General features: G+C 67.3%; 1 protein-coding gene. It reads left to right on the plus strand.

Annotation, left to right across the window (positions count from 1 at the left end):
• Nucleotides 1–74 precede the first annotated feature (74 nt).
• Nucleotides 75–994 (plus strand): ABC transporter ATP-binding protein (locus KUM32_RS40155; protein ID WP_217146647.1); only part of this gene is annotated, 920 nt, incomplete at its 3' end.

Below are 994 nucleotides of genomic sequence, written 5' to 3' on the forward strand. Positions count from 1 at the left end.
CCCCGTGACCGAGCGGGACGGCACCGACCTGCCGGGCCGAGGCAGCGCGTGCCACTTCTGGAAGGAGACGATCCATGGCTGACCCCACCAAGAAGGACGAGGCGGCCGACCAGAAGGGCGCGCCCCGGGACACCACCCCGAACGTGACCGAGGTGGACGTGGTCGAGGCCGCGTCCGTCGAGGAGGTGGAGGCCGTACTCGACGCACCCGTCGAGCGCGGTGAGCCGATCCTCCAGGTGCGCAACCTGGTCAAGCACTTCCCGCTGACCCAGGGCATCCTCTTCAAGCGCCAGATCGGCGCGGTCAAGGCCGTGGACGGCGTCTCGTTCGACCTCTACCAGGGCGAGACGCTGGGCATCGTCGGCGAGTCCGGCTGTGGCAAGTCCACGGTCGCCAAGCTGCTGATGACGCTGGAGCAGGCGACCGCGGGCGAGGTCTTCTACAAGGGCCAGGACATCACCAAGCTGTCCGGGCGCGCGCTGAAGGCCGTACGCCGCAACATCCAGATGGTCTTCCAGGACCCCTACACATCGCTGAACCCGCGCATGACGGTCGGCGACATCATCGGGGAGCCCTTCGAGATCCACCCGGAGGTCGCGCCCAAGGGCGACCGGCGCCGCAAGGTGCAGGACCTGCTCGACGTGGTGGGCCTGAACCCGGAGTACATCAACCGGTACCCGCACCAGTTCTCCGGCGGCCAGCGCCAGCGCATCGGCATCGCCCGTGGCCTCGCGCTCAACCCGGAGATCATCATCTGCGACGAGCCCGTCTCGGCGCTGGACGTGTCGGTGCAGGCGCAGGTCATCAACCTGATGGAGAAGCTCCAGGACGAGTTCAACCTGTCCTACATCTTCATCGCGCACGACCTGTCCATCGTCCGGCACATCTCCGACCGGGTCGGCGTGATGTACCTGGGCAAGATGGCCGAGATCGGTACGGACGAGGAGATCTACGACCACCCGACGCACCCCTACACCCAGGCGCTGCTGTCGGC

The sequence above is a fragment of the Streptomyces sp. AC627_RSS907 genome (assembly GCF_019049165.1).